Source organism: Ralstonia sp. A12 (assembly GCF_000801955.1).
Classification (GTDB): Bacteria; Pseudomonadota; Gammaproteobacteria; order Burkholderiales; family Burkholderiaceae; genus Ralstonia.
In genome coordinates, this window is record NZ_JSZO01000013.1 from 118,261 (window position 1) to 137,214 (window position 18,954).

Annotated in this window: 15 protein-coding genes; 3 read left to right on the forward strand and 12 right to left on the reverse strand. The window is 61.3% G+C overall.

The features are described 5' to 3' along the window. Positions 1 to 127: 127 nt before the first annotated feature. The 12 genes from PI87_RS16525 to PI87_RS16580 form a co-directional block, all read right to left on the reverse strand. A complete protein-coding gene (locus tag PI87_RS16525) occupies positions 128 to 619 on the reverse strand; it encodes a hypothetical protein (RefSeq protein ID WP_039598803.1) in 492 nt (163 codons plus the stop codon). Beyond that, positions 612 to 1,325, reverse strand: coding sequence for a hypothetical protein (locus tag PI87_RS16530; RefSeq protein ID WP_039598804.1), 714 nt, complete (start codon positions 1,323 to 1,325; stop codon positions 612 to 614). Before PI87_RS16530 ends, PI87_RS16525 begins: the two co-directional genes overlap by 8 nt. Continuing rightward, positions 1,318 to 2,943, reverse strand: a complete 1,626-nt coding sequence (locus PI87_RS16535; RefSeq protein WP_039598805.1) for a GspE/PulE family protein — start codon at positions 2,941 to 2,943, stop codon at positions 1,318 to 1,320. The genes PI87_RS16530 and PI87_RS16535 overlap by 8 nt, the downstream gene beginning before the upstream one ends. Position 2,944: 1 nt before the next feature. Then, positions 2,945 to 4,141 carry a type II secretion system F family protein gene (locus tag PI87_RS16540; protein ID WP_039598806.1) on the reverse strand — a complete coding sequence of 399 codons (1,197 nt, stop codon included), beginning with the start codon at positions 4,139 to 4,141 and terminating at the stop codon, positions 2,945 to 2,947. 3 nt (positions 4,142 to 4,144) lie between these two features. After that, positions 4,145 to 4,579 carry a type II secretion system major pseudopilin GspG gene (gene gspG, locus PI87_RS16545; RefSeq protein WP_084209992.1) on the reverse strand — a complete coding sequence of 145 codons (435 nt, stop codon included), beginning with the start codon at positions 4,577 to 4,579 and terminating at the stop codon, positions 4,145 to 4,147. Between the two features lie 61 nt (positions 4,580 to 4,640). Next, the gene (locus PI87_RS16550; protein ID WP_039598808.1) at positions 4,641 to 6,320 is read right to left on the reverse strand and encodes an RHS repeat domain-containing protein; all 1,680 of its coding nucleotides are present in this window, start codon (positions 6,318 to 6,320) and stop codon (positions 4,641 to 4,643) included. 541 nt (positions 6,321 to 6,861) lie between these two features. Next, complete coding sequence (locus PI87_RS16555) at positions 6,862 to 7,311, reverse strand: type II secretion system protein (protein ID WP_052321574.1); 450 nt, start codon at positions 7,309 to 7,311, stop codon at positions 6,862 to 6,864. Further along, complete coding sequence (locus PI87_RS16560; protein ID WP_039598810.1) at positions 7,298 to 7,684, reverse strand: type IV pilin protein; 387 nt, start codon at positions 7,682 to 7,684, stop codon at positions 7,298 to 7,300. Before PI87_RS16560 ends, PI87_RS16555 begins: the two co-directional genes overlap by 14 nt. Further along, the gene (locus PI87_RS16565) at positions 7,678 to 8,154 is read right to left on the reverse strand and encodes a type II secretion system protein (protein ID WP_039598811.1); all 477 of its coding nucleotides are present in this window, start codon (positions 8,152 to 8,154) and stop codon (positions 7,678 to 7,680) included. The genes PI87_RS16560 and PI87_RS16565 overlap by 7 nt, the downstream gene beginning before the upstream one ends. Next, complete coding sequence (locus PI87_RS16570) at positions 8,151 to 8,657, reverse strand: hypothetical protein (protein WP_039598812.1); 507 nt, start codon at positions 8,655 to 8,657, stop codon at positions 8,151 to 8,153. The genes PI87_RS16565 and PI87_RS16570 overlap by 4 nt, the downstream gene beginning before the upstream one ends. A gap of 1 nt (position 8,658) precedes the next feature. Further along, positions 8,659 to 9,225 (reverse strand): hypothetical protein, encoded by a 567-nt coding sequence (locus PI87_RS16575; protein WP_039598813.1) that lies wholly within the window; start codon positions 9,223 to 9,225, stop codon positions 8,659 to 8,661. 13 nt (positions 9,226 to 9,238) lie between these two features. Then, positions 9,239 to 11,527: a type IV pilus secretin PilQ gene (locus tag PI87_RS16580; RefSeq protein WP_039598814.1), complete on the reverse strand. Its 2,289-nt coding sequence runs from the start codon at positions 11,525 to 11,527 to the stop codon at positions 9,239 to 9,241. A 347-nt stretch (positions 11,528 to 11,874) separates the two neighbouring features. Between PI87_RS16580 and PI87_RS16585 the strand changes: the two genes are divergently transcribed. Genes PI87_RS16585 through PI87_RS16595 form a run of 3 tightly spaced genes read left to right on the forward strand, consistent with a single transcriptional unit; the run spans position 11,875 to position 18,951 of the window. After that, complete coding sequence (locus PI87_RS16585) at positions 11,875 to 14,025, forward strand: RHS repeat domain-containing protein (RefSeq protein WP_442965494.1); 2,151 nt, start codon at positions 11,875 to 11,877, stop codon at positions 14,023 to 14,025. Positions 14,026 to 14,073: 48 nt separating this feature from the next. Then, a complete protein-coding gene (locus PI87_RS16590; RefSeq protein ID WP_084209989.1) occupies positions 14,074 to 16,530 on the forward strand; it encodes an RHS repeat protein in 2,457 nt (818 codons plus the stop codon). Between the two features lie 9 nt (positions 16,531 to 16,539). Then, positions 16,540 to 18,951 (forward strand): RHS repeat-associated core domain-containing protein, encoded by a 2,412-nt coding sequence (locus PI87_RS16595; protein ID WP_198139573.1) that lies wholly within the window; start codon positions 16,540 to 16,542, stop codon positions 18,949 to 18,951. The last annotated feature ends 3 nt before the right edge of the window (positions 18,952 to 18,954 follow it).

Sequence of the window (18,954 nt, forward strand, 5' to 3'; positions counted from 1 at the left end):
GTCAGACTCATGGCTGGGATGCACGTACCAACGTTAGTCGAATGCTTGCTGTCTGGAGACATTCGTCATGCACTCCCAGATTTTAGGCGTGTACGCCACGCAATGCGGGCAACTGAACGCTCAATCTCTATCTAACCGGAACGATCGTCGTCGTCACATACCGCCGATCCCGATAAGCGATCGATGTGACCGTTGGGCGCATGTCTTCACCAGCCGCTTGCGCGTATCGATCCAACGCACCGTTCGCCGCCTCCAGTGTGTCGCTCATCAGGCGCAATTCAGCCTTGGTGTCAGCGGCGGTAAGCTTGATCAAGCCGACCCACACGGCTTCACCACGCAGGCTTTCAAGCAGGTTCAACCGGCTGTTCCAATCGATGGCCATCGATGTTTGGATAGCACGTGCCAATGCATTCTTCTTGTCGGTAGCTTCATCGGGCTTGCTTGGCTGCGCAGGTACATCGCGCGATATCGCGGCGACCTGTTGTCGTGCCGCCGCCAGTCTTTTGTCTGTCTCCGCGAACTTGTCTAGCGCGATCAGGGCTGCCGTGCAGCCTAGTGTCATCACCAGCAGAGACAGTCGCCGGTTTTTAGGGCGAACCGGGAACGTGAAGTTAGCCATGCTGCTGCAGGCGCTCCTGACGCTTGAGCCAGCCATTCAGAATTAGACCGGGCGTTTGAGCCTCGCTCAATCCTGCTTGCACTGACGACACTGAAATCACTTCGATCTCGGCGGGCGTATCGCCGTGGGCTGCCAGCATGCGAGTTAGCACGGACGCATGGGATGCTCCGGCTGTCGTGGCAAGCAACAGTCCGGCTTCCTTGCTTGGCTGGGCCACGGTGAGGCTGTCCGGCTCATATAAGGCCAGGGTAGCCCCGCGGGCAGCGCGCTTGTATGCCTCGAACACGGCCGGGGCCAGCGGCGAGATAGTGTGTACGGCATAGCGATCGCCGACCGCTCGCAGTATCTGTGACATATCCGCCTGCCGGATTCCGCAAACATGCAGGCTTGAGCGAGACGGCTTCAGGCTGAACGCATAGTCGGACGCGCTCAGCAGCGTCTTCTGCTCAAAGACTTTCGCGGCAATCGTGCGCAGCTTGCCTGGAGCAAACACCCACCACGGCCGCGCAAAGGTCACATAGTGGCAGTACCCGCCACTGAGCCACACCGACAGGCGCTTGCCGCGTGGTACGCGCTGCCCCACAAATTCCGCGAGCCCCTCCATTCGGCATTCTGCAGTGTCCAGAACCGTGGCCTCACGCCGGCGTCCACGCGCTCTGCCGATCACCATCTCGGACTTGGAGAGATAGAGCCAATAGTCATTCATTGGGCGACACCACGCGGTCAATTTCTTCAAAGGTCGTGAGGCCCCGCTCCACCATGCGCACGGCCTGGTCACGCAGCGAGACGACGCCCATCTGGCGGCTTTGTTCGCGGATCAACCGCAGCGGCTCGCGCCGGATCACAAGTTCTCGAATGATGTCGTTGATGGGCACGATTTCCCAGACGACGGTACGGCCCCGATAGCCCGTGTAGCGGCAAGCTGGACATCCTGCAGACGGGCTGCCCGGAGCCGGCGCAGTGGGTGCACATTCCGGGCATTTCAGGCGGAGCAAGCGCTGCGATACGATGCCGATCAGCGCCGACATGAAGTTGTAAGGGTCAACGCCCATGTGCAGGAAGCGGCCGACCACATCGAGCGCGGAGTTCGCGTGCACGGACGTAAAGACCAAGTGCCCCGTCAGTGCAGCCTGCACCGCGATTTCCGCGGTCTCCGAGTCGCGGATTTCACCCACCAGGATCTGGTCGGGGTCATGGCGCAGGATCGAACGCAGGCCGCGCGCAAACGTCAGGCCCTTCTTCTCATTGACGGGAATCTGCAGGATGCCCGACAGCTCGTATTCAACCGGGTCTTCGATGGTGATGATCTTATCCCGCCCGGTGTTGATCTCGGAGAGCGAGGCATACAGCGTGGTGGTCTTGCCGCTGCCGGTGGGGCCAGTGACCAGCAGCATGCCGTGCGGTTCCTTGGTGAGCCGACGGATGGTGGCCGTGGCGGCGGAGTCGAAGCCAAGTGCTTCCAGCGTGAGCGTCTCGGAGGCACCGCGCAACTGAGCCTTGTCCAGCAAGCGGATGACGGCATCTTCGCCGAACACGTTGGGCATGATGGAGACGCGCATGTCCACGTCGCGCCCCTCCAGCCGCACGCGGAAGCGACCGTCCTGCGGCAGACGGGTCTCGCCGATGTCCAGTTGGGCCAACACCTTGATACGGTTCAGGACTTCGCTCGGCGAACGTGCCCCGGTGAAGGCGGGGCCCGGCACCAGGACGCCGTCGAGCCGCAGCTTGATATGTAAACCGGAACGCGACGTCTCGACGTGAATATCGCTGGCACCGGCACGCCAGGCGTCGAGCAGGACCGCATCGAGGAAGCGCACCACTGCACTCTCAGCCGATTCGATGGAATCCGGCGAGACGATGCGGCTGACTTCCTGATCCAGGACGACCGTTTCAGGTCCGCGTTGGGCGAGCAGGGCAGAGGCCGACGCCGTGCTCAAGGCGCGCTCCAGAATGGCCATGCTGCGATGGCCGTCGACCCAGGCAAGCTGCGCTGCCCCAAGCCTTTCGTGGGTCCAGCGCACTAGCGCCTCGTCCCAGGGGTCGTCCATCGCGACGACCCACTGGTCGTCGATCCGCAGCGGGAGGATCTTGTGCTGGCGGCAGTCCTTGAGCGAGATGGGGTCAAGCGTGACCTGGGCGGCAAGGTCGGCGTGCAGGTCAACACGATGGAAATCGAATCGCCTGGCAACGGCCGTGACCAGCGTCTCGACCGGCATGCCGGCTTGCTCTGCGAGCGCAACTACCAGGCTGCCATCCCCACGCGCCATGCGGGCAGAGCGCAGCCAACTGCCGAATGCGGTCCAATCGAGTACCACGTCGGACATATCAGATCGCTCCCGCGAGATCAAAAATAGGTAGATACATCAGCACGACGATGGCACCAATCATGCTGGCCACCGTCATTAGCAGAATCGGCTCGACCAGGCGCATGGTGCGCTCCAGCATGGTCTCCAGTTCGCGCCGGTAGGTCTGCGCGAGCATCTCGAAGCTGCCGGCCAGATCGCCGACCCGCTCGCCGGCTTGCAGGATTCGCACCGCAAAGCCATCACCGAAGTCCGTCTTCAACAAAGCCTGGCTGACCAGCACGCCCTCCAAGATGCGCTCGCGGGCGTCATCCAACTGGGCGCGGGTGGACGCCGAGATGGCAAGCGGCGAAGCCAGCCGCATCGCTTCCGGGAAGTCGTAGCCGCCGCGGGTCAACATCGACAGAGAGGCGCAGATGCGGGCCTGCTGGAAGCGTTCCCCCAGCTTCTTGAATGGCCAAACGTTGGCAATGGAGCCCAGGAGGCGCTCGGCCGCATTCCTGCGAGCAAATTGATAGGCAACGACCAGCGCCAACAGCCCGATGCCAATCAACACGCTCCAACCTCGGTCATGAATGAAGTGCCCCACGGAGAGGAGAATCTTGGTCGCGCCGGACACCTGCATCGCCGTGCCGTCGTAGACCATCGCAAACCGGGGGATCACGTAGGCCAGCAGGAAGATCACCACCAGCAACCCAAAGCCGATCACGGTGGCCGGATAGACGGCGGCGCTGACAACCTTCTTGCGCAGCGCGTCCTGTGCCTGCGCATACTTGGCGTACTCTTCCAGCGCGTCAGGGATACGCCCCGAGCGCTCGTTGGCTTGGATCGCTGCGACCAGGATGCCCGGAAACACGCCCTCGACCTGTCTCATCGATGCCGATAGGGGCAGCCCGCTCAGCAGGCCATCGTAGAGCTGACGGTACACCGCCACATTGGGGTGATCATCGCGATGCGCCAGCGAGTCCAGGGCTTCCGAGACGGTGAGGCCCGCGCGCAGCAGCCCGCCCAATTCGATGCACACCAGCCCGGCGTCCACTTTGCGGCGCCGGTTCTTGAGGGACGGGAGCGTCAGCTTGCTTCTGATAGGCTCGACCGACAGCACCGTCGCGCCCTCCGCCTTCAGGCGCGCTTCCACCGAGGCCTGGTCGTCCCCAGTCACCCGACGCGTGGAGACCCGCGCCGTGGCTGAATCGAACGTGCTGACCTTGAACTGCATCGCTCAGTTCGTCAGGTCAGCGTTTTCGCCGTCGCCGCCAGCCGCACCATCGTGGCCATAAGAGATGATGTCGTAGTCGCGGCCGCTGGTGCCGGGCTGACGGTATTCGTAGGCGTGGCCCCAGGGGTCGAGTGGCACGTCTTTCTTCAGGTAGGGCCCGCCCCAGCGGGTCTCCCCGGTGGGGGCGCTCATGAGTGCCTTGAGACCTTGCTCCGTGGTCGGGAAGTGACCGGTGTCGAGCCGGTATTGGTCGACGGCTTTCTCGAACGCCTGGATCTGGGCTTTTGCTACACCGACTTCCGACTTGCCGAGTTGCGCAAAGTAGCGCGGCCCCACGTAGGCGGCCAGTAGGCCGATGATCGCGACGACGACGAGCAGTTCCAGCAGCGTGAAGCCGCGCACGGTTGGGATGGTCTTCAGTTTCGAGAGTCTGGGCATGCTCATCTTGATTGGCGGCCGACTGGCCGTTGATCCATTTCTCGTTTGGGGCGTTGTTGTCTTACTGCGTGGCGCCGACGGTGATCTTGAGCGGTCGGTTCATCGAGTCAAAGACGCGGGTGATCTGGCGGGTGAGGTTGCCGCTTGGGTCCTTGGACTGGTCTTGTGTCCGGTTGCCCATCGCGTCCAGTGTGAAGGTGATGCTGTTGCCTAGGCTGTCCGTCGCACCGGTCATGCGATGAGCACCGTCATAGCCGAAGCTCACGCCGCTGCCATCGGGGGGCGCCACCTTGATCAACTGGCCCACCGCGTCGTAGCTGTAGTTCGTAGTTTGTGCCGCCCCATTGGCCGGGGTCACCACTTGGCTAGTCAGCCAGCCGCGATTCGAGTACGTGAACGCGGTGATTGTGCCGTTGGCGTCCGTCATCTGCAGTGGGCGGCCGTTCGGATCGTACTGGTTGATGGTCGTGGTGTGGCCCTGCGCATCGACGACTTGGTACAGATCACCCCTGCGATATTGCGGCGGCGTGTTGGTGTCGTCTGCGGTGCGGTAGGCATATGTCGTGCCGTCGTTGATATCGGTACGCGGGCCACTACGGCTCGCCACCTGACCATCGGCGGTGTAAGTCCACGTGGTCGTGCGCGTCGGACCTGCCGCTGCGGCGCTGAAGCCCTGGCTGCCATTCGTATCGGTAGTCGGTGTTTCGCTGTACCTGATCAGGTTCCCGTTGACATCGTAGCCGTACGTTTCCAGCTTGGTGGGTGAAGCGACCTGTGTCCGCAGGTTCCAGAACTGCGGGTGCCACACGGTGGTGGTCGTGCGCGCAGTTGCCATACCGGCACCCTCGACGCGCTGCGTCTCCCGCCTCTGACTGTCGTAGGCGTGGGTCGTGACGTTGCCCAGGTAGTCCGTTTCCTGGATCAGGTTGTTGTTCGCGTCGTAGCTGCTGCTCTGCCGTGTGCTGCCGCACAAGCCACATGGCGCGCTGATCGAAGTCGGTAGCAGCACGCCGTTCTGCTGGATGAAGCTGTAGACGCTGGCCTTGCCAGTCGGATCAGTGATGGTGGTCTGGTTGTTGTCGCCGTACTGAAACTGGTATTGATTTGCTCCGCCTGCCAGGGTGCTGCTGGTGGTGCGGGCCTGGGTGTCATAGGCGTAGGTGGCGTAGCGGTTGCCATTCTCGTCAATGATGCCGGTTAGGGCGGCAGGAAAGCTGCTGTTCTCGTAAACGTACTTGCGCACGGTGCCGTTCGGCCAAGTCACACTCAGCAGCATGCCGAAGTAGGTGTACGCATAGCGCGCGACTGTTGCATCGGGTGCCGTGACGCTGGCCACGCGGCCCGAGGTATCGTAAGTGAACGTCAGACTGCGCCCACTCGGAGCGGTGACGGTCGACAGTTGATTGGCGGCGTTGTAGGTCAGCGTCGTCATTCGGCCGTTGCGGTCGCGCACTGATTGCAACTGGCCGTTGGTGCTGTAGGTCTCGATAGCTCCCGTGCCGGCGACTGTGTATTGCCAGCCGGTCGTGTTGCCACTGGTGTCGGCAACCGACTGCAGCGTGTCTTGACTGCCGGCAGCAGTCCAACCCGTGCCGCTCCCGCTAAAGGTAACGACCGAGCCATCCTCGCGCTGTGCGGTCACCTGGGCCGTTGCGCCACTCGCCGCGCTGGTGTCCAAGCTGCGCTGCCAGTTCGTCGTCCATTGACCGCCGCCGGTGAACGTCTGGTAGGCCAGTGTCATGGGCAGGTCGGGGCTGCCACCCGCATCACCTCCGGTAGCTATGGTGGCACCCGTACCAGGAGTGACGGAGCTGCCGGCCGTGCAGACTTGGACGGGTGGGCGCGGAGGCACATACGTCGACTGCAAGCCAATATTCCCCCACGCCAGCAGTTGCCCCTCAAAATACCCTTCCCCAAAAAACTTGCACGTCGCAGTCGTAGGACCGATCTGTTCAATCAATGCAAGCTTAAAAGGACGCACCGCCTCGCAAGCCTGCCTAGCAGTACAGGTATATTGCTTACACCCCCCGTCTGGATTCGAGATGTTGCTCCAACCAGTAGAACTCGGATCAATCTGCCCGGCAGGAACCGAGGCAAACGCGTTAGAAGCCGAGATCACGCCAAATACACCGGCTGCCATCAGCGGCGCAAACCGAAGACGGAAGCGTGTCCAGATGGGCGCAGGACGCGAGAAGAATCGCCCAGCCATAGAGGGGGAAAGTCTCCACGAGAACAGAACCCGTACCGCCCACCGTAGCACCTGGATGATCAGTTTCATTTCCTTACCTTCCATTTGGATCGAATACAAATTTCCAGTCGGCATAGGCCGATCGCACTTGGGCAGCGTCAACGCTCGGCAATGGCGTCCCGCCGCCCTTCGAGTAGATGCCGGTGACGCCACCGTCCGGCGCCCGTACGATGCCCCAGTCCTTCGAGCGGCTGATGGGGTCGAACGGCACATCGCGCAGATGGTGCCGCGTCACAGGAAACCGCTTGTCATCGACCAGGTCTTCCAGCGATCGCGGCATGGCGCGCGGAATGCTCGGTGACGAGTAGTAGTAGCTCTTGATGGCACCGACCACATCGGCCCCCGTGTGCCGCAGCGCACGTTCGTCTTCGCGGCGCTTCTGCTGCGATGCCCACTCACCGACCTTGGCGAGGCCAATGCCGAACACCACAATGCCCACCAGCAGCGCGGGGTAGGCGAAGCCGCGCGCTCTACCAGTCGGCATACAGGGTTCCATCCATGGACTTGCCCGGCGCGCCGCTGCGGATGTCATAGATGCCCGGCTCGCCGTTGGGCGAGGGCAGTGGCTTCCAGCTGTCCGTGCGATCTGTGATCGGGTCCATCGGCGCCGTCTTCAGATAGCGCTGCTTGACCAGGTCTGCCAGCGATGCGGGGTACTGATTCTTGTCGGCATAGAACTTGTCGATGGCGTCGCGCACCATCTCCAGGTTGGCGCGCAGCACACGCTCCTTGGCCGTGTCCACGTGCTTGAAATACTGAGGCAGTGCGATGGTCGTCAGCAGGGCAACGACCGCCATGACGACCATCAGCTCGATCAGCGTGAATCCGCGGGAGAGGGGATGTTTGCGGGTCACCATTGCTTGTACGGCCGGCCATCCAGGCCAACCTCCTCGCTGGTTGAGTGCACGTCGTACACATCCTCGCCGGGCTGGGGCGCGTCTGCTGGCGAACGATAGCTACGCAGCGCCCAAGTCTGCTCTGCCGCGAGCGAGAGCGGCGCGAACGGGTCGCGCGGAATGGCTCGCAGGAAATAAATCTTGCGGTGGTCCGGGTCGCGCGCCGAGGGGGCTCCCGTCACCAGCACCGCGAGCGCGGGCGGGTAGCCCGACAGCGTGCCGGACGACTGGATCTCGCCAGTGTCGACGGCGTGCTTGTAGGCGTCCAATGCATCGCGGACGCGCTCCAGCGCGACACGCAGCTCGTGCTCTTTGGCACGCTTAGTCATCAACTGGGCAACGGGCGCGGACAGTACCGCGAGCGTTGCCAGCACGGCCAAGACGACCCCCAGCTCGATCAGGCTATAGCCCGCGCACTTGGCGGTTTTCATGGCTGGGTTCCCCCAAGCTGGATGACCGTCTTGCTCGGAATCGGCTCGTAGAGCACCACTAGCGTCTTGTCGTTCATGCTCTCGACGCGGTACCCATCGCCCAGCGACGCCCCCGGCTTCACCGGTACGAGCGCATCCCCCTTGGCCAGGAAGTGGACTGGTTTGCCGGACTCGTCGGACATCACGCCGAAATACCGGAACGGAAAGGGCGGTGGCTGGGGGGGCGGCGGAGGCGGTGCCGGTGGAGGAGGCGGTGGCGGGGGCACTACCGCGTTGAACGGGTCACCAGCGGCCGGATCAATCGACGCGCGCAGCAGCGAGGTTGTTGAGGTGGCCGAAGTGGCAGAGACGGCTGTATCAGGCTGGTGCTGGGCTTTGCGTTGGCGCGGTGCGCTGACTTCCACCACGTCGGAGGTGGAAGTCAGCTTGCCGTGGTCCTGCAGCCAGACCCAGCCCGAAGCTGCCAAGGTCAGCGCTAAGGCGACGAGGTAGACCGGCTTCACGTCAGTGCCCCCGGTACCACAGCACGAATGCCAGATCGGCCGTCACCGTTTTTTCGGTGCCGCCGTTCTTCGTGAGGGTGACGCTTTCGAGCGCGAGGCTCGGATGTTTCTGCATCAGGTCGGCCAAGCCGGTCTTGATGGCGGGGTACAGCCCAATGACCGTGGCCTGCAGGCGGACCGACCGCACGTCTTCCGTGGCGGCTTCCTCAACGTCCTTGCTGAAGACCACTTGGTCGACGCGCACGCTCTGTGCCGTGAAGCCTGCAAAGATGTCGCTGCCGATGACGGAGCGGTTCAGCGGGGATTCCAATTGCGTGGCCACGGCTTCCAGCGAGCTGGTCTGGCGCACTGGTGCCGGTGCCGCCGCACGCTTCTTGGCAAGCTCGCGCTGGACACGCGCAACCTGCACCGCCGTGCCCGGCTCCCACACCGCCCACAAGAACGCCGCGCCGCCTAGGAGCAGCAGCCCGATGGCAATGAAGATGGGTATGCGCGACGCAAGCCGAGCGATACAGAACAGCGTCCACTCGAACCACTGTCCGAGTCCCGTCCCGAGTCTGCGGAGCATCGATGCCGCCACGTTATTTGACCGTGATGGAGACCGGGGCCGGCATCTGCGGCGGTTGCGGCGCGGCCGTTGTACCAATCGGCGTTGCCGTCGCCACCGAGATCGCCCCCGTTCCGGCCGCCTTGGCACGGAAACGCAACTTGGCCCATTCGCCCTGACCGGTCATGGGCGTATTGTCCGCAGCCGATAGCGTAACCATCACGCGGCCCACCGCAGGCAGGTCGGTCTTGGCCAGATTGGGTGCCGCTTTCTGACCCGAGAACATCGAACCGGCCTCGACGCTGTCGAAGGCAAAGCGGTCCTTGTCGTAGGCGAACTGGATCGGGACGCTACGCAGCGCGGTATCGGTGCGCAGGTTCAACGCGACCGTGAATGTTTCGCCCACCTTGGCGGCCGATGGGCCGTTCATGGTCAAGGCGACGCTGCCGCCTTCCTGCTGACCGACAGCCGGAGTTTCATTCGCTTCCACAGTTTCGGCCGTCTGCGCAGCGGCCGGGGTAGCGGGCGTGCCATCTGCGACCTTGAGCGCTGCCGGCGCTTGTCCGTCCTGCAGCGCGCGGCGCGCACGTGCGTTTGTCTCGGTGCCCGACCAGAACTCCATGAAGTTGGTCTCGGGGCGGTGTGATGGCTTGACGATACGCGGCGTGATGGACAGCACGATTTCGTTGCGCACACCGTTGTCGGTTTGGGAGGAGAACAGACGCCCGATCACTGGAATATCGCCCAGCCCCGGAATGCGGGCAGAGCTGGAGGTTTGCTGTGTCTTGATCAGGCCGGCCAGTAACTGCGTTTCGCCATCACGCAGCTTGAGCACCGTGTTCGCGCTGCGCGTCCCGATCTGGTAAGCAGTCGTCCCGTTGCGTGTGGTGATCTGGTTGACCAATGAGCTGACTTCGAGGTTGATCTTCATGCTGACCTCGTCGTCCGGTGAGATCGAAGGCTCGACTTCGAGCTTGATGCCCACGTCGACGTACTGCACGCTATCCGACACGAAGCCTGTGGAGGTGGAGGTTGTCGTGATGATGGGCAGCTTGTCGCCAATCAGCACTTTCGCCTTCTCGTGGTTCTTGGCACGGATCTTCGGGTTGGCCAGCAGGTCGGTATCGCCCAGTTCGCGCCGCAGGTTCAGGATGACACTGGGCGTGCTCACGCCGATCCGGTCGCTGTTGAGGCTCTTGAGGTCGCTCAGGGTGAGCGACGAGGCGCCGGTCGCCGACAGCGGCGTCAGCGTGAAGCTGTTGGGGTACTGGATACCCAATTGGGTCAGCTTGGTGGAACTGACTTCCAACACCTCGACCTCCAGCACCACTTCCGAATCATTGCGGTCCTGCAATTCCACCAACCGCTCGGCAAGCCGGACGACATCCGCGGATTCGCGAATCACCACCATATTGGTGCGCTCATCGATATACGGATCTTTGATCTTGAGCATCGTCTTCAGCATCGCACCGGTTTGCTTGGCCTCGGCATTCGTCAAATAGAACGCCCGGACGACCAAGTCTTGATAGTCGCGCTGCTTTTCTGGTGTATTCGGATAGATCAGAATGGTCGAGCCATTCATCAGCTTCTTGTTGAGCTGTGTGGTGGACAGAATCAGATCAAGCGCGTCTTCCAGCTTGGCTTGGCGCAGAAAGACAGTGGTCTTTAAGTCGGGGCGGACATCCTTGTCCAGGATGAAGTTGATGCCTGTGCTGCGCGCCATGGCCTCAAAAATCATCCGCACGCTGGCATCGCGGAAGTCGAGATTAATCGGCTGCTTGGCCGCTGCCCCTTTGGCTTGGGGAATGTCGCGTCGCCCAGACTGCTGTTCCAGGGCCGCTTGCGCATCCAGTAGCCGGCGGTTCTTGGGATCGCCACGCAGGGCAGCTTCGACGGCGGTGAGGGCGGCTTCTTGCGAGCCGCTGCCGGTTTTCTGCTTGGAGAGTTCCAAGGCAGTGGCGTTTTGCTCATCGCGCTTGATCGCTTGCAGCAAGGCAACGGCGTGGTCGTTCTGGGGCTCGATCTCCAGCAGGCGCTTGAGCGTGGCCTGGGCAGCCGTGCGCTTGCCGGTATTGAGTTCCTTGCCTGCCTGTTGGAGTAGCTTGTCTGCGACCGCGTCCTGAGTGGTGCGGCGAGCCACGCGCAATGTCGCGCTCTCGGGGTATTGGGCAATGCCGGCATCCAGCGTGGCCAGCGAGTCCTCGTAGGCACCAGCGCCCAGCTGATGGCTGGCTTCGTCCCGAATTCTTTGCTCCGCGCAACCGCACAGGGCCAACGCGAGCAGGAGCGCTGCGCACCAGCGCATCCCATTGTGCCGAATCACTGCTAACTCCCCGTCCCGATTTGACTTTTTTGATTTGGCCGACAGGCCGCTGCGCATTATGCAGTGGTGGTCATTGATCACACAACGACTGGCCGTGTTTGCGCGGGATTCTCAAATTTTCTCAATGGGTAAATCTGGACACCCCACTTCAAGTTTGTTGCGTGTCGCTTTCTGGGATGGCAGGCTGCCTGCCGCGAAGAAATGTGAGTCGGATTTTGCGTTTAGTTTTTATGAAATCTGACTTCAATATATTTTAATCGACTGTGGCGGGTGACCGCCCAATGGGCCAACGACAGCGCGGGAATCCGCTGCCAGGGCCAGACAACAGAATGAATTTCGGGACGGGGATGAAGCGATTTGTTGTGGTGTCGGTCGTGGTGTGTGCATTTGGCCCAAGTCTGGGTTTTTGCCAGACGAGCGGTACGGGAGCGATTGGGCATCGTTGGTACATGGCTGCTGGTGGGGAGAATTGGTACGGTGGCACAGCTGCGGAAGCTTGTACCAAGGCTTTGTCGCCTGCGAACATTCCACTTGCGTTCAGTTATGTTGATTCTTCGACTTTGCTTTGTTATGTGACAGATCCTAGCCATCCGTCGCCGTATCAGTACGGTCCGGTCTATCTGGATCTGCGGAACTGTGCTATCGGCTACACGCTTCAGTCGAATGGATCATGCCAGTTGTCTCGCCGACCGGTACAAGTCTGCTCGGCTGGCAGTCCAGCCATTCCGGGCACCGGTACCAAGACCTACTTTGAGCCAAGTGAAGGCGGTAGCGCGGACATTCCCGTCACACTCTCCTATCGCTCATACAGCGTGTACGGATTGGGTGGCGGTGGAGGTCAGTGGGCGACCAATTGGCAGCGCGGCCTGGATACGACCTTGGCTGCCTACTCAACCCCGCAGGTGATGGTGTCGCGCGAGGATGGGTCGGCGTCGACTTACACCAAGAGTGGGGCAGGTTGGTCAGCTTCAGACACCCAAGACACGCTGCAGTCGGTCGTCGATGCGAGCGGCAACGTGGCCAGTTGGCAATACACCGTTGTCGATACCGGCGAGGTCGAGACCTACGACGCCAACGGTAAGCTGCAATCGGCGCGTGACCGCAACGGCCGCATCACGACGCTGACCTACAACGCCGCCAAGCAACTGACGATGGTCACGGGCCCGAGCGGGCGCAGCCTGAGTTTCGCCTACGATGCTCAGAATCGTTTGTCCAGCGTGAGCGCCCCGGACGGTGCCACCACGAAGTACGCCTACAACGCCAGCGGCATGTTGTCGACGCTGACGCGTGCAGATGGTGCGGTGCGCCAATATGTCTACGAGAACAGCGGCTTCCCTACCGCCCTGACCGGCATCATTGACGAGAACGGCAGTCGTTACGCTACCTACGCCTACGATGACCAAGCCCGCGCCACCAGCAGCACCCTCGCGGGTGGAGTGAATCAGTATCAGTTCCAGTACGGTGACAACTACCAGACGACCATCACTGACCCAACGGGCAAGACCAGCGTCTACAGCTTCCTGCAGCAGAACGGCGTGCTGCTGCCGACTTCGATCAGCGCGCCCTGTGGCCTGTGCGGCAGCACGCGCCAGAGCAGCAGCTACGACACCAACAACAACCTGATCCAGGAAGCGGATTATCTCGGCACCGTCACCACGCACGCCTACGACAGCCAGAAGCGGGAGATCCAGCGGGTGGAAGGTGCCGGTACGCCCGGTGCCCGTACCATCAGCACCCAGTGGCATCCGCAGTTCTTGAGCCAGCCGACGCAGATCGCCTCGCCGACTCAGCTCCAGACTTACAGCTACGACGCCAACGGCAACCTGACCAGCTACAGCGAGACGCCGACGGCGGACACCAACGGCAGCCAGGGCTTTGGCGCCAGCACGACCGGCCCGGCGCGCACGACAACTTGGGCCTACACCACTGACGGCCAGGTGGCTACCAGCAGCGGTCCCCGCATGGATGTGGTCACCAGTACTACCTACGTGTATCGCACGACAGACGACACCAACACCCCACCGCAATACCGCAAAGGGGACCTGTACCGGATCGTCGATCCGCTAGGCCACGTCACCACGATCAATCAGTACGATCCCAACGGCCGGCCGCTGCAGATGGCGGATGCCAACGGCACAGTCTCTGCGTTCACGTATTCGAACCGAGGCTGGCTGACCAGTCAGACCGTGACGCCGGCAGGAGGTGGTGCGGCGCAGACCACGACCTACAGCTACGACGCGGTGGGGCAGTTGACAAAGGTGACACTCCCGGACGGCAGCAGTGTGACCTTCAGCTATGACGGCGCTCACCGCTTGACCGGTGCGGCCGATAGTTCGGGCAATAGCGTCAGCTACACACTGGACGCGATGGGCAACCGAACCCAAGAACAGGCAAAGGACCCGAGCGGTAACTTGGCACGCCAGATCTCCCGTGTCTTCGATTCAATGAACCGGCCACTCAGGACGACGGTTGGCACGGCACCGACCAGTGGTGGTTGAACGGCTGAAGAACAACTGCTTGATCACAATTGGAACAAACATAAACTCATGAGAAAAGTAAGCATACTTGCTCTTGTGCTTCTCCTATTCGCAGTTGTCAATAACGCATGCGCCCAGGCGACACCAGGACAGCAGTATCGTTTTGCGAAACCCTACAACACCCTGTATCACGTCGATCCAAATGACGTCTGCCTGGAATACGAAAAGAACGATTCTGGGCTGACCAATGGGTCATTCGCTTGGACTGGACCCAATACGGGGATTTGCAATTTCATATACGTGCCGACATTTTGGTATGAAAGCCCGTGGCCGACGAGTCAGCCCGTCGAGGTCTGGCGATGCCCAGGGGAGTGGATTGCCAATGGCGCGATTCAGCACGGCGATTTCGTTTGGCGCGGGGACGGCAGCAGCACATGCGTCGATAAAATCGAGAGCTTGCATGCTAGACCGCAACGATGCGAGGGAGGTTTCGGCAATCCGATCTATCCGCTGACTGGCAGCAAGGTGCAATCCGAGGTTCTGGGCAGTTGGACGCTGGCAGGGCAAAGCCTGACGATTGACTACAACAATCAGTTCAAAGTCCCGGCTAACTATCCCAATGCTGTGTTCGCTCAGCCACTTCCGCCATCGTTCGGCGGGTTGTGGCTTGGTAGCCTGCACAAGAATGTGTCGTTGACCGATGACTATTTTGACTTTCAGTTTTATCGAGGGTTGGGCCATTGGGTTAGCTTCACTTCCCCTCAGCGAGATAGAACCTACACGCCCAACTCCGATGTCAACGACCGCATGGGGGGAGCTCAATGGAACGGTTCCAATGGTTTTTTCCTTTATGACGCCGATGCGCGCGCAAAGGAGCTGTACAGCGGCGATGGCGCGCTGCGCCAGGTTTCCTATGCCAACGGCGCAAGCCTCAGCTACACCTACAGTGACAGCAATACGCCGGCAACTGTTGCACCCCAGAGTGGCCTCTTGATTCGCGTGCAGGATCAGACAGGGCGATCGGTGCAGTTCCAATACGTAGCTGACGGCAACGGTAGCGCACGCGTCAACCAAATCACGATGCCCGACGGGCAGGCGGTCGCAGCAGGCTATGACACGAATGGCAACCTGAACAAGCTCACTTGGCCAGATGGCGCAGTCCGTCAATATCTGTACGAGCGCACGGACTTGCCTTGGGCACTGACCGGAATCGTCGATGAGAACGGCAGCCGGTTGTCGACTTACAGTTATGACGCACAGGGTCGCGCGACCGATACTCAATTGGCCGGAGGGGTGAACCACTACGGCGTCAGTTATACAACGCCACCCAATTGGAACATCGTTGAAAACTACGATAGCGCAGCCGGTGTGGTTCACAGTGATCACTACTGGGCGCCACCACAGGGCGTCGTCATTGTGACGCCGAACGGTAGCAGCCTCACCCAGAACGTCACGCTGGTGAACGGCGTGCCGCGGATGACAAGCCAAAGCCAGCCAGCAGGCTCCGGCTGCACCGCAGCCAGTAACGCTTTGACCTACGATGCCAACGGCAACAAGGCCAGCGAAGACGATTTCAACGGCAACCGTGCGTGCTACGCCTACGACCTCACCCGCAATCTGGAAACTACTCGGGTTGAGGGACTGGGTAACGGCATGGCCTGTTCTAGCTATACGCCAAACGGATCGTCTTTGCCTGGTGGCGCTCGCAAGGTCAGTACGGTATGGCACCCGGATTGGACGCTGCCTACCCAAGTCGCTGAACCGGGCAAGATCACGACGTACGTCTATAACGGCCAGCCGGACCCGTTCAACGGTAACGCTACTGCGTCGTGCGCATCAGGCGGAACATTGGCGATTGACGGTAAGCCCCTTGCGGTGCTGTGCAAGCAGGTCGAGCAACTGACTACAGACACGGATGGGCATCTCGGTCTTGCTACCGCGCAGCAAAGTGGAGTTACGCCCCGTGTTCAGCAGTGGACCTATAGCGCAACAGGTCAAGTGCTGACCGAGCAAGACCCGCTTAACAATGTCATCACCTACGCTTATTACAGCGACACGAATCTCACCGGCACGGGGGGCAGCGCCGTTGGCCATACCCTGGGCGACCTGCAGACGGTCACCAACGCCAAAGGCCAGGTCACAACTTATTCGCAATACAACGCAGCAGGTCTGCCGCTGCAGGTAATTGATCCCAACGGGGTCACTACCACGAGTACTTACGATCCGCGCTTGCATTTGCTGAGCACCAGTGTCGGCGGCCAGACCACAGCCTTCAGCTATGACGCTGTCGGTCAGTTGCTTCAAGCTACGCGTCCCGACGGCAGTTGGATTGGCTATGAATACGACGCGGCCCACCGGTTGGTCGCGACCAAGGACAGCCAGGGCAACCGAATCGAATACACGCTGGATAACGCCGGCAACCGCGTTGCGGTGAACGTCAAGGAGCCCGGCGGCAACTTGACGCGCTCGCTCTCACGCAGCATCGACGTGCTTGGCCGCGTACAACAGATCACGGGCAGGGAGTAAATAAACACCATGCGACACACAAACGTTTTTCGAGGTATCAGCGCGGCGGTGCTGCTGAGCCTGAGCACATCGCTTTTGGCACAGACGACGCAATACGCAACGACGCAGTTTGCCTATGACGCGCAGGGCAACCTCACGCAGGTCACAGACCCACGAGGCCTGGTGACGACGTTCACCTACGACGCGCTGGGCCGGCGTACACAAGTGCAGGTTCCGCCGGCAACGTCGGGTGGCCCGGTGCCGACCACCGTCTTCACCTATGACGGCCAAGACCGGGTGTCTCAGGTCACTGACCCGCGCAGTTTGGTAACAACCTACACCATCGACGGCCTAGGCAACACGACCGCCCAGCAAAGCCCTGACACCGGGGTAAGCAATGCCACCTACGACGCGGCTGGCAACCTGATCACCCGCACGGATGCGCGGGGCAAGACGACGACGTATACGTATGATGCACTGAACCGACTCACCAAGGCGACGTATGCCAGTGGCACCCCCACCGTCATTGAGTACGACGGTGGTACCAGCCCGCTGCCCAACGACATCGGGCGTCTGACCAAGATCACCGACGAGTCCGGCAGCACACGCCTGCAATACGATGGCTTCGGCAACCTGGTCCAGAAGACCCAGATCAGCAACGCCAACGGCGCAGCCGTCACACAAACGGTGGCGTATGCCTATGGCACTAGCGGCAGCGCGACTGGCCACTTGGTCAGCAAGACCTATCCCAGCGGTAACGTCATCGGCTACAGCTACGATGCGGCGGGGCGCATCGCGGGCCTGACGCTGACCACGCTCGCGGGCAATACCGCACTGCTGTCGAACATCCAGTACCAGCCGTTCGGCAAGCCCACCGGCTGGACCTGGGGCAACGGCACCGCCTACACGCGCAGCTTCGACCTGAACGGTCGCCTGACGCAGTTCCCGCTGGGTGCCACCACAGGCAGCGGCGCCACCCCGAACGGCCTGTCGCGCACGGTCAACTACGACGTCGCCTCGCGCATCACGGCGTACACCCACACCGATACAACGGGTAGCCCGAGCAGCAGCATCGCCACGGCCGCGAACCAGACCTTTGGCTACGACGACAACGATCGGCTGATCAGTTACCTGCCGGCGGCTAGCAGCCAGAGCTACAGCTACGACGCCAACGGCAACCGGGTTGGGCAGACCGTCAACGGCAGCAGCTACACGCAGAGTGTCGACTCTGCGAGCAACCGTCAGACGGCGAGCACGGGCCCGACGCCGACGACGAACAGCTATGACGCGGCGGGCAACCAGACGGGAGACGGGGTCACCACGTACAGCTACAGCGACCGGGGGAGGCTGGTCAGCGTCACCAACGGCAGCAACACCACCAGCTACCTATACAACGGCTTGGGTCAGCGCACAGTTAAGCAGGGAACAACTGTTCCCACTGGCGCCAACCTGTATGTGTACGACGACGCGGGGCACCTGATCGGGGAATACGACCAGGCGGGCAACGCCATCCAAGAAACGGTGTACCTGGGTGACACGCCGGTTGCCACGATCAAGAACGGTACCGCGTACTACATCTACGCGGACCAGATCGACACGCCGCGGGTGATCACGGACACGAACAACCTGATGGTGTGGAGGTGGGATCAGGCTGATCCGTTCGGGGCGGCACAGCCGGACGGCAACCCGTCGGGCCAAGGGACCTTCACGTACAACCCGCGCTTCCCGGGTCAACTGTACGATCAAGAGACGGGCAAGCACTACAACGTGAACCGGGACTACGATCCGGCTGGCGGCCGCTACGTTCAGTCTGATCCCATCGGGCTTCACGGCGGACAGGCTTCCACGTATAGCTATGTGGGTGGTAACCCGCTGAGCTGGTTCGATCCGCTTGGTCTTGCTGGGATTGAAGAGCGCGATCTAGCAGTAGAAACTAGAGAGCCAACGATTGAGAATGTTCGAGCGGCTGCGGACATAGCGCGGCTCCAAGAGCTTATTCGACAAGTTCGGCCCAACTACACCTACGAAACAGTATCAGCGAGAGGTGCTAACTCTTATACTTATCGAGATGTTGAGATTCTGACCAACCTTACACGTGATGTTTTGTCTCGAGAGAATAGCCAGCAGTGCAAAAGCTCTTGGCAATCTTACGTGCGCTATGCGCGAGGCGCAGGCGTAAGGCGAGCTTGGCAAGACGAGGTGGCAGGTATCACCGCTGGTCGAGGCGGCTCGCGTCGATGGACTGACGAGGAACTTCAGCAGCTAATATCCAACGGCCGCGTTGCTGGCTATGAAGGGCACCACATCAATGGTGTTGCGGGAAATCCGGGCTTGGCAAGCAATCCAAATAATGTGGAATTTATGCCGAGATCGGAGCATCTGGAAAATGGTCATGGAGGTAACTGGGCCAATCCGTCATCGGGCTCCATGATTGAGAGGTGAGCA

What these genes read in the sequence shown, in the direction of transcription:
- PI87_RS16540 (WP_039598806.1), bottom strand. Translation starts at nt 4,141, where the DNA reads ATGCAGTTCAAGGTCAGCACGTTCGATTCAGCCACGGCGCGGGTCTCC.
- PI87_RS16525 (WP_039598803.1), bottom strand. Translation starts at nt 619, where the DNA reads ATGGCTAACTTCACGTTCCCGGTTCGCCCTAAAAACCGGCGACTGTCT.
- gspG (WP_084209992.1), bottom strand. Translation starts at nt 4,579, where the DNA reads ATGCCCAGACTCTCGAAACTGAAGACCATCCCAACCGTGCGCGGCTTC.
- PI87_RS16590 (WP_084209989.1), top strand. Translation starts at nt 14,074, where the DNA reads ATGAGAAAAGTAAGCATACTTGCTCTTGTGCTTCTCCTATTCGCAGTT.
- PI87_RS16575 (WP_039598813.1), bottom strand. Translation starts at nt 9,225, where the DNA reads ATGCTCCGCAGACTCGGGACGGGACTCGGACAGTGGTTCGAGTGGACG.
- PI87_RS16595 (WP_198139573.1), top strand. Translation starts at nt 16,540, where the DNA reads ATGCGACACACAAACGTTTTTCGAGGTATCAGCGCGGCGGTGCTGCTG.
- PI87_RS16565 (WP_039598811.1), bottom strand. Translation starts at nt 8,154, where the DNA reads ATGAAAACCGCCAAGTGCGCGGGCTATAGCCTGATCGAGCTGGGGGTC.
- PI87_RS16555 (WP_052321574.1), bottom strand. Translation starts at nt 7,311, where the DNA reads ATGCCGACTGGTAGAGCGCGCGGCTTCGCCTACCCCGCGCTGCTGGTG.
- PI87_RS16530 (WP_039598804.1), bottom strand. Translation starts at nt 1,325, where the DNA reads ATGAATGACTATTGGCTCTATCTCTCCAAGTCCGAGATGGTGATCGGC.
- PI87_RS16560 (WP_039598810.1), bottom strand. Translation starts at nt 7,684, where the DNA reads ATGGTGACCCGCAAACATCCCCTCTCCCGCGGATTCACGCTGATCGAG.
- PI87_RS16585 (WP_442965494.1), top strand. Translation starts at nt 11,875, where the DNA reads ATGAAGCGATTTGTTGTGGTGTCGGTCGTGGTGTGTGCATTTGGCCCA.
- PI87_RS16535 (WP_039598805.1), bottom strand. Translation starts at nt 2,943, where the DNA reads ATGTCCGACGTGGTACTCGATTGGACCGCATTCGGCAGTTGGCTGCGC.
- PI87_RS16550 (WP_039598808.1), bottom strand. Translation starts at nt 6,320, where the DNA reads ATGACACTGGCCTACCAGACGTTCACCGGCGGCGGTCAATGGACGACG.